General features: G+C 31.9%; 7 protein-coding genes, 1 tRNA gene and 1 pseudogene. 1 reads left to right on the forward strand and 8 read right to left on the reverse strand.

The genetic code is table 11. The annotated features are described in order from the left end of the window. Nucleotides 1-353: 353 nt before the first annotated feature. The 8 genes from J6V67_RS05415 to mraY all read right to left on the reverse strand — a co-directional run bounded on the left by J6V67_RS05415 (nucleotide 354) and on the right by mraY (nucleotide 7,836). Nucleotides 354-2,117, reverse strand: a complete 1,764-nt coding sequence (locus J6V67_RS05415; RefSeq protein ID WP_291859871.1) for an LPD7 domain-containing protein — start codon at nucleotides 2,115-2,117, stop codon at nucleotides 354-356. Further along, nucleotides 2,117-2,386, reverse strand: a complete 270-nt coding sequence (locus J6V67_RS05420; RefSeq protein ID WP_291859874.1) for a type II toxin-antitoxin system YafQ family toxin — start codon at nucleotides 2,384-2,386, stop codon at nucleotides 2,117-2,119. The genes J6V67_RS05415 and J6V67_RS05420 overlap by 1 nt, the downstream gene beginning before the upstream one ends. Beyond that, on the reverse strand, nucleotides 2,386-2,697 hold the full coding sequence (locus J6V67_RS05425; protein ID WP_291859877.1) for a hypothetical protein: 312 nt from the start codon (nucleotides 2,695-2,697) through the stop codon (nucleotides 2,386-2,388). The genes J6V67_RS05420 and J6V67_RS05425 overlap by 1 nt, the downstream gene beginning before the upstream one ends. A gap of 203 nt (nucleotides 2,698-2,900) precedes the next feature. Then, on the reverse strand, nucleotides 2,901-3,914 hold the full coding sequence (locus tag J6V67_RS05430) for an AAA family ATPase (protein WP_291859881.1): 1,014 nt from the start codon (nucleotides 3,912-3,914) through the stop codon (nucleotides 2,901-2,903). 14 nt (nucleotides 3,915-3,928) lie between these two features. Beyond that, nucleotides 3,929-5,209, reverse strand: a complete 1,281-nt coding sequence (locus J6V67_RS05435) for a site-specific integrase (protein ID WP_291859884.1) — start codon at nucleotides 5,207-5,209, stop codon at nucleotides 3,929-3,931. Nucleotides 5,210-5,415: 206 nt separating this feature from the next. Then, nucleotides 5,416-5,491 (reverse strand) — tRNA-Phe (locus J6V67_RS05440). Nucleotides 5,492-5,564: 73 nt separating this feature from the next. Beyond that, nucleotides 5,565-6,767: a UDP-N-acetylmuramoyl-L-alanine--D-glutamate ligase gene (murD, locus tag J6V67_RS05445; RefSeq protein WP_291859887.1), complete on the reverse strand. Its 1,203-nt coding sequence runs from the start codon at nucleotides 6,765-6,767 to the stop codon at nucleotides 5,565-5,567. Nucleotides 6,768-6,771: 4 nt separating this feature from the next. Then, complete coding sequence (gene mraY / locus J6V67_RS05450; protein WP_291859891.1) at nucleotides 6,772-7,836, reverse strand: phospho-N-acetylmuramoyl-pentapeptide-transferase; 1,065 nt, start codon at nucleotides 7,834-7,836, stop codon at nucleotides 6,772-6,774. 150 nt (nucleotides 7,837-7,986) lie between these two features. Here mraY and J6V67_RS05455 point away from each other — a divergent pair. Beyond that, nucleotides 7,987-8,560 (forward strand): annotated as a pseudogene (locus tag J6V67_RS05455) (phosphoglycerate mutase (2,3-diphosphoglycerate-independent)); the annotation flags it as partial.

Genomic DNA, 8,560 nt, shown 5'->3' on the forward strand with positions numbered 1-8,560 from the left:
ATATATTTTAAAATATACCTATATTTTAGATAAATTACTAGACTAAGAATTAAAATGATTAGTTGGCTAAAATCACGATTTTATCGATATTTGATGGCAAATTTAATTTTTTATATCTATCTACATAGGTTAAAAAATTAAAAAACTGAAATTTATTTTACTCTAAAAGTTCGATTTTATCGATATTTGATGATACAATTCAGTTTTTTAATGCACTTAAAAAACTGTAAAAAACTAAAAAACTGTGAAACAATGGCGATTTTATAGCTTAATTTTACCAATAAGAAAAGAAATTTTCTTTTACTGGTAAAATCAAAATCTTACTTTGACTACATTCACCAGTAAAGAAAAATTTATCTACCTCTAGATTTGTGAATGTGAATTTGGTTTTGCTTTTGCATAAGCTCTGCACCAGCTTCCACGCCATTTATAATATTTTGAAAAAAATTAGGATGAGTATCTGCTAAATAGCTATGATTTCTAGCAAAATCCATAACACTTTGAAAAATTTCGTCATTTTTTGGTTCTGGAAAATATGTAGCCGTAGTGCTTTTTATTACATCACCAAAGATTTCATTTTTGTGTTTTAAAATGGACGCATAGCGATTGTTTTTGCTTAATTCTGAAAAATAGCAACACAATTCCCAAAGCTTGTCGTCATTTAAATGCTTTACCAGCTCATTAGGTTTGATCTCATTCAAATCGACTTTAGAATTATTTGCAACTTCTAAATCTCTATTTATGGATTTTAGTCGCTGGATTTCTGTGTTTTTTTCGTTTTCTTTAATCTCTTTGATTTGCTTAGCAACTTCTGCTTTGAACTCTTTAGAGCCTGAAACTTCGATAAAATCTAAATCCCACCCTTTTTTTTGTGCTAGTTTAAGCATTATAGATACACTCTCGGAGTTAAAATTTGTAATGCTTAATGTAGTGTCGCTATCTGTGATTTTCCAGTTGTCTGATTTGTTTATGATTGCTTTTTGCTCTTTATCAAAGTAAAGTTTAGATATATATATTTCTTTACTAATATCTTGATACATTTCATCAAAAAGCTCTGATTTAAAGCCTATTTTTAGTGGCTTTATAGCATTATTTTGTTGCTCTTTTAGCTCAGTTTGTATTGATTGAATTTTTTCTAAGTGCGTTTTTGCTGCACTGAAGTCATCTTGATTTTTAGTATCTAGCTCTAAAACTTTATCTAATTCATTTAAAAGCCTATTTTTGAAATTTTCTCGCTCTTTAGCTTCATCCTTAATGCGCTGTATCTGCTCGTTTAGCTCTTGTATTGTGATATCTTGCTGCTCTTTGATAGCTCTTAGGCGTTTATAGTCATCTGCGATGTAGATTGCTTGTTGATTAGCTTCTTTTAGCTCTTTATTCTCTTGTAGCATAGCTTTACGCTCTGCTTCTATAAGCTTTTCAAGTTGCTTTTTGCTAAGCTTTTCTTGTTCTAGTTTAGTGTCTTTAAATTTTAGTTCTGCTTCTTTACTCTCTAGCTCTTGTTTATGCTCTGCTTTTAGTTTAGCTTGTTCTTTGCGTTCAGCTTCTTTCATCTGAGCGAATTTGCGTGGCTCTATTCGCTCACGCTTAGAAATTCGCTTATCTACTCCACGCTCCATACCTAAAATTTCAGCGACTTCAGTCTGCATTTGCCTTAAAGCTTTTGCTTTTTGCAAGTCGGCTCTGAATAGACTTTTGCCAGTGTGCTTATCAAGTGTAATGAATTCAAGGTGTGCGTGATGATTGATAACTTTTTCTCCATAATCATTAATATGTCCTTCATCTCTATGTATCGCTATTTGATAGCATTGAAAGCCATATTTAGTTTCAAAATGCTCTGCTAGTCGCTCTAAATCTTTCATCGTGGTATCAGGCTTGATATTTACCACTGCTGACCACTCGTAGCTTTTTGCTTGGAATTTTTGCTTAGTGGTTCTTGTGTAGTTCTCTATTGATTCTTGGGTAATTGCATTTTTTAGCCTTAGTGCTTCTTGATGGCTGCGGTTACACTCGCAACCGCTATCGCTTATTAGGTAGTTTGGTGGCAGATCCCTATCGTTGTGCCTTGTTTGTATAGCGTTAGACTTTTTAAAATTTATACTTGAGATTTGACTCATTAAAATAGCTCACTATGTGAGCCTATATCAAAGCAATAAAGTATCAATTCTCTATTTTGCTTTTGATATATTAGTAATAAATCGGGTTTTAAGTGGCACTCTCTAAAGCCAATCAAATCGCCTTGCAATGCGTGGTCTCTATATTTTATCTCTAAAATTTCATCATTTGATAAACGATTAATAACCGCTCTTGCTTCTTGCTGATCTTTAGCGTTTAATCTCTTATAATGCTTTTTAAATTTTGTAGCATATTTAATGTTATATTTCATCAATCTTCTGCCATCTGCTTATCAAATTCTTCCATCGAAGTGCAGACAGTTCCGCCACCATTTTGGATCTCTTGTATTGCTTCTAAAAGTTCTTGGCTTGGTTGTCTCCATCTTTCCATCAAAATATCTTTTACAAAATGGCTTTTTTTTATTTTATCTTTTAGTTTATTCTCTAGCTTTGTTTGCTCTATTTTAATTTTGATTGCTTCTTTTTCTAAAGTATCAAGCATTACTTTAAGTTGTCTCTCATTTTTTGCTTTTAATTTTTCAATATAAATATAATCTGCATTATCGATTTTAGCTTGTATCATATGCATCCTTTTTTGCTTGAAATTATAGCTAACTTGCTAAGCTAAAGTCAAGCAAAAAAGCAAATTACTACCTTGAGCTTTTGCGAATAGGTGGTTAATTTGCAAATTAACCACCTTAAAAGATTATATCGCAAACTCATAATTTTTAAAGTAGTAATTTGCACTGCGTGGCTACTTAAGATAAGCTCACAAGTTCGCTTAACTTAAGTCAATGGATAATAAATACAACTATTTCTAACATTTCCAGTAGAAATTCGGTATAATTTTCCTGCAAAATGATTTAGCAATTTCAACATTGAATTTGCTCCACATATTTCAGTTTCATCTGCTGCGGCTGATCTTTTTACTTTTTTGAGCAGATCTGTTTGCGTTATTCCATTTGGATTATCTAGAATAACTTCTTTAATATACTCTAAAGCTTGGCTCTGTTTTTCATTTAATGAGTGTAAAATAAAGTCTTCAAATTTAATACTTAAATTATCTGTATCTATAACAATCGCTTGGGGTTGCGTATCATCTCTTTGTTTCATTGGCTCTAGCGTAGTAATCAAACGATTATCTGTTCTACTTATCTTTTTAACAAAATAAGCTTCATCGCAACTATCAAAAAACGCCGTTGCACCTTTATAGGCTTTATTATTTTCGCCTGTAAAATCTTGCTTACTTTGATGATTTAAAAACCAAACACCAGCATAATAATTTCTCATCTTTTGCATTGCATTAAGTGTAGGCATAACATCATTATCAACACTCATTGAGCCTTTGATAAAATTTCGTATACTATCAAATATAATAAGTGTATCGTTATTGCTATCACTAGCATTCTCTGATAATTTGCGTATAACTTCACTATAAATAAAATCTTGTGTAGCCTTCTTAGATGTACTAATATATTTTAAGCTTTCACCATATTTAATAAGCAGTCTTTCTAATCCACGGCTCTTAAGCGTTCCTAAGCCGTTATCCATATCGATATAAATTATCTTATTAATCAGTTTGTTTTCTAATATATAGCAAGCCAAATATAAGGTTGTTATGCTCTTGCCTTGACCTGGCATAGCATAAAGACTAATCAATTTATGCTTCTCAGCAAAGCCATTTATAAGCCATTTTGGGATATAATCCGCAATATCTTTCGGTTGTAGCACCAAATTTGAGTTTTCAATGTTGAATTTTTTAAATTTTGGTGTTACTTTTTCTTTATCTAAAGTTTTCATACTATCTCCTTTTATTAAAACGGTTCTAATCTATTTAAATAATCCCCATACCACTGCATTAGGTTTTCTAGTTGTTCTTTTGTGCTTTTACTTCTTTCATATGCAAATTTAATCATATCACTCTCTTTGTGTGCTAGTGCTGTCTCTATAACTTCATCACTTATACCTATTTTTAAAAGATCTACTTTATTTCTTGAACATATGGTTCTAAAAGTAGCCCTAAATCCGTGAGATGTAGCCAAGCCCTTATACTTGCCACCATTTAGCTTTATAATTGCTTTATTAAGGCTATCTTTGTGTATATGACCCTCTTTATTAAATGCAGGAAATACAAAACCATTATCCATAATACAGAAGTTCTTTTGCTCGTTTAAAATGTCGATTGCGTAAGAATTTAGAGCGATTTGATGGAGATAGCCCATTTTCATCTCTTGAGCTGGTATAGTCCAAGTTTTTTCATTCAAATTTACATATTCCCATCTAATACTAGCTGTATTAATAGGTCGATTTACGCAAAGAATTTGTAGATAGATAGCCCTTTTGGTTTGTAAATCCATTCTGCCATCACATTTTAAATCGTGCAAAAATTGAGCTAATAACTTATCATCGATTATCGCTGGTAATCTACTATCAATTCCGTGCTTATGTTTATAATTGCGAGATGTAGGAAATTCGCTATGCAAAGCAGATACAAAATTTTTATCGATATACTTATCTCTTTCTGCTATTGTAAAAACTTCGTTGATATTGTCGATTAAACGATGAATGGTCTCAAGTCTGTTTTTAGTCGGATCATATGGATTGAAAATCGCACTTAATATCTCTTTTATTTGGCTATATTTTATCTCTTTTACATCCATTTTTCCAAAGGATGGTAAAAAATATTTTTGATGTCTAATAACTACTTTTTTAAGATAGCTCTCTTTTTTACCATTTTTACGCTTATGTTCTATTATGCCATAAAAAAGATTTTCATATGTATATTTTCTATCTTGAGTATCTTTAAGAGTTTCAAAAGTAGTATCGCCGTTATTTAGATCTCTTAATATTTGAATGGCTTTAGCTCTAGCCATTTGAGTGGTAAAAATACTCTCACGCCACTCTCCAATTTTATAAAACTTATCTTTTTTAGAAATTTCGTCTTTATATCTAAGCGAAAAAGTTTTATTTCCTTTAGGGCTGACTAATATGTATAGCTCTTTTGGATTGCCAACAACTTTTTTATACTGCGTAGATCTTGCTATAAGATTTTTGATATCTCTATCTTGTAGATATTTTTTTGCAATATTACTCATTTTTTTCCTTATTAGGTTCATATTTTTTGAGCAATTTTTCCTTAACGATTAAAAGTTCCCTAATTAATTCCCTAATAGATTTGCAATAAAATCAATCAAAATGAATTAAAAGTAATCAAATGCAAAAGAACAATGCTCCCAAAGTTTGAAAATAAGGGAAAAAATTGAAAAATTTAAATTGAAATAAAATGAATGAAAAGAATAGATGGTGGTTAGAGGCAGAATCGAACTGCCGACACGCAGATTTTCAGTCTGCTGCTCTACCGACTGAGCTATCCAACCACCTTAAAAATGAATTGTAATTATACCTCTTTAAAGCTTAAATATAGATAAAATTCTACTCAAATTTAAGAATTTATATAATTTTTGCTATAAATTCTTTAAATTTATCTCCACGATGTGCATATGAGCTAAACTGATCCAAACTAGCACACGCTGGACTAAGCAAAGCTACATCACCTATATTCATCTCTTTATCTATCAAATTTACAGCATTATAAAGCTCTTTGGCATTAAACACTTTAGCACCAAATTTATTGCCCATCTTTTCTATATCATCACAATTTGAGCCAATAGCATAAATAGTAGCTCCCTGCTTAGCGGCTCTAGCTACTACTTTTTCTATGCTAACACCCTTATCATCGCCACCTAATATAATATGAATCTTAAATCCATCATATCTAGCTAAAGCCTGAAGGCTTGCATCTATATTTGTAGCCTTAGTATCATTGACCCATAATCTACCTTTGGCATCTTTTAACTCTTCAAGCTTATGAGGCTCAATGATAAATTGATTTAACAGATCGATACTAGAGCGACTAAATATAATATTCTCAATACAAAGTGCCATAATCGCATCCATCAAAAATGGCACTCTAAAATCAATCCTACCAATATCTATATTAAATTTATTAGCCAGATCAATTTCATCATTATAAAATATTATTTTAGCGTGTGATTTTATTGATTTTTCATACTCTTTAGGAATGATTGCCACGCTGCCTTCTTTCATCATTAATAATGGCTTTAGCTTAGCATTTATATACTCTTTAGCGCTACCATGCCAGCTTATATGGTCATCGCTAATAGGAAGTAGCGCATATATATCAGGAGTAGCAAATTTAGTATAATGCATAGTAAAAGAGCTAGTCTCTAAAATCCAAATTTTAGCCCCCTTACCAATTAACTCACCAAGAGGAATACCGACATTGCCACCCATTATAGCGCCACGATTTTCTAGCAAATGCTGAGTCATCTTAGTTGTTGTAGTCTTGCCATTAGTGCCACTTATCCAGATACTTTTTGGGGTATGATTTATAAAATAATCATACTCACTAATTAAATTTTTAGCACTTTTTATTAATTTATGCGATGGAGGAAATCCAGGACTTGGTATCTCTAATTGACTAATATTTGGATCAAATTTATCAACAGGCAATAGAGTATTTCCATACTCATCGCTACTTGCTACTTTAAATTTATCATCATAAATATTCCATCCGCCACTTTTAGCTATTGATTCTGTAGTTTTAGCATATCCAAATAGAGATTTTATCATATTCTTACCTTAATTTTAAAGCTATCAAAGCAATCAAATTTGCCACCAAAGCTATCATCCAAAACCGCACTATTATCTTGTTTTCACTCCAGCCTTTCATCTCAAAATGATGATGCAAAGGCGCCATTAGAAATACTCTTTTTTTTCTAATCTTAAAACTACCAACTTGTAAAATCACTGACAAAGTCTCAACCACAAATACAAACCCGATTATAATAAGCAACAACTCATTTTTGGTTACTATCCCCATATATCCTATAAACGCACCAATACTAAGACTTCCGCTATCGCCCATAAAAACTTCAGCCGGATAGCAATTAAACCACAAAAAACCAAAAAGCGCCCCAATAACAGCAGTAACCAAAATTACAACTTCGCCTAAATTTACCACCTTAGGTAGCAATAAATAAGAGCTATAAACTGCATTTCCCATCAAATAAGCAAATATCCCAAGACTAACCAATCCAAAAATTGAAGGCACACTAGCAAGCCCATCTAATCCATCTGTTAAATTTACTGCATTAGATGCTGAAGTAAATACCAAAACCCAAAATAGCATCGCAAAAATAGATATATCTAAAATCGCATGCTTATAAAACGGTAAATAAAATAAAGAATCAAGCCCACTATAAAAGTATAAAAACATAGCAGCTATCACACCAAGCCCAATCTGAAAAGCAAATTTAACCCTAGCGTGTAATCCAGCATGATTTTGCTTACCAACAATCTTGCTATAATCATCATAAAACCCTAGCAGACAAAATCCACTTAATACAAAAAGCCCAATGAGTACAAAAGAATTGCTTAAATTTGCACTAAAAAGCGTAGCTACTACTGCACAAATAATAAAAACAACGCCGCCCATAGTAGGAGTTTTGCCCTTTTGCTGGTGAGATTGTGGGGCAAGTTCATAGATTGGTTGATTGGCATTTTTAGCTCTTGCCCAAGATATAAATTTAGGCATCAAAAACAGAGTTAAAACAAAAGCTAAAAAAAAGCTAATCCCAGCACGAACGCTAATATAACTAAAAAAATTCAGACCAAAAAATTCGTAAATATAATAAAACACCAAAAATCCTAAGATAAATTTAGGGTAAGATTATATAAATTTTTGATAATAATTGGGTAAATTTATTTAAAAACTTTCAAAAAATTATAATTATTTATAAATCAATGTTAAAATTGCGCCTAAAATATGCTTAAATAAGGACATAACCAAATGAGCAAAAAAGCTATATTAGTAATCACTGATGGAATTGGATTTAACCCTAGTAGCGAATTTAATGCATTCAATGCTGCTAAAAAGCCAACCTATGAGTGGCTTGAAGCTAATGCTGCTAAAAACCTACTAAAAACTAGTGGCTTAGCCGTAGGATTACCTGATGGTCAAATGGGAAATAGCGAAGTTGGTCATATGACTATTGGAAGTGGAAGAATTTTATATCAAAATTTAGTCAAGATAGATAAAGCTATAGAATCTGATTTATTAAAAGAGAATATAGCACTCAAAGAGCTTTTAAACAAAGTAAGCCGTGTCCATATAATCGGGCTTTATAGTGATGGCGGTGTGCATTCACATATTAATCACTTTGATGCTGTGTGCCAAATTTGCTCCCAAAATGGTAAAGAGATCTACGCCCACGCTATAACCGATGGTCGTGATGTCAGTCCAAAAAGCGGGATACATTTTATAAAATCTTTACAAGATAAATTCCCAATAGCCTCAATCAGCGGTAGATTTTACGCTATGGATAGAGATAAAAGATGGGATAGAGTAGAAACTGCATATAAAG

Origin of the sequence: Campylobacter sp. (assembly GCF_017646085.1) — a bacterium.
Lineage (GTDB): Bacteria > Campylobacterota > Campylobacteria > Campylobacterales > Campylobacteraceae > Campylobacter.

Coding starts and splice junctions, on each gene's coding strand:
- J6V67_RS05415 (WP_291859871.1), bottom strand. CDS start 2,117: ATGAGTCAAATCTCAAGTATAAATTTTAAAAAGTCTAACGCTATACAA.
- J6V67_RS05435 (WP_291859884.1), bottom strand. CDS start 5,209: ATGAGTAATATTGCAAAAAAATATCTACAAGATAGAGATATCAAAAAT.
- J6V67_RS05430 (WP_291859881.1), bottom strand. CDS start 3,914: ATGAAAACTTTAGATAAAGAAAAAGTAACACCAAAATTTAAAAAATTC.
- J6V67_RS05420 (WP_291859874.1), bottom strand. CDS start 2,386: ATGAAATATAACATTAAATATGCTACAAAATTTAAAAAGCATTATAAG.
- murD (WP_291859887.1), bottom strand. CDS start 6,767: ATGATAAAATCTCTATTTGGATATGCTAAAACTACAGAATCAATAGCT.
- J6V67_RS05425 (WP_291859877.1), bottom strand. CDS start 2,697: ATGATACAAGCTAAAATCGATAATGCAGATTATATTTATATTGAAAAA.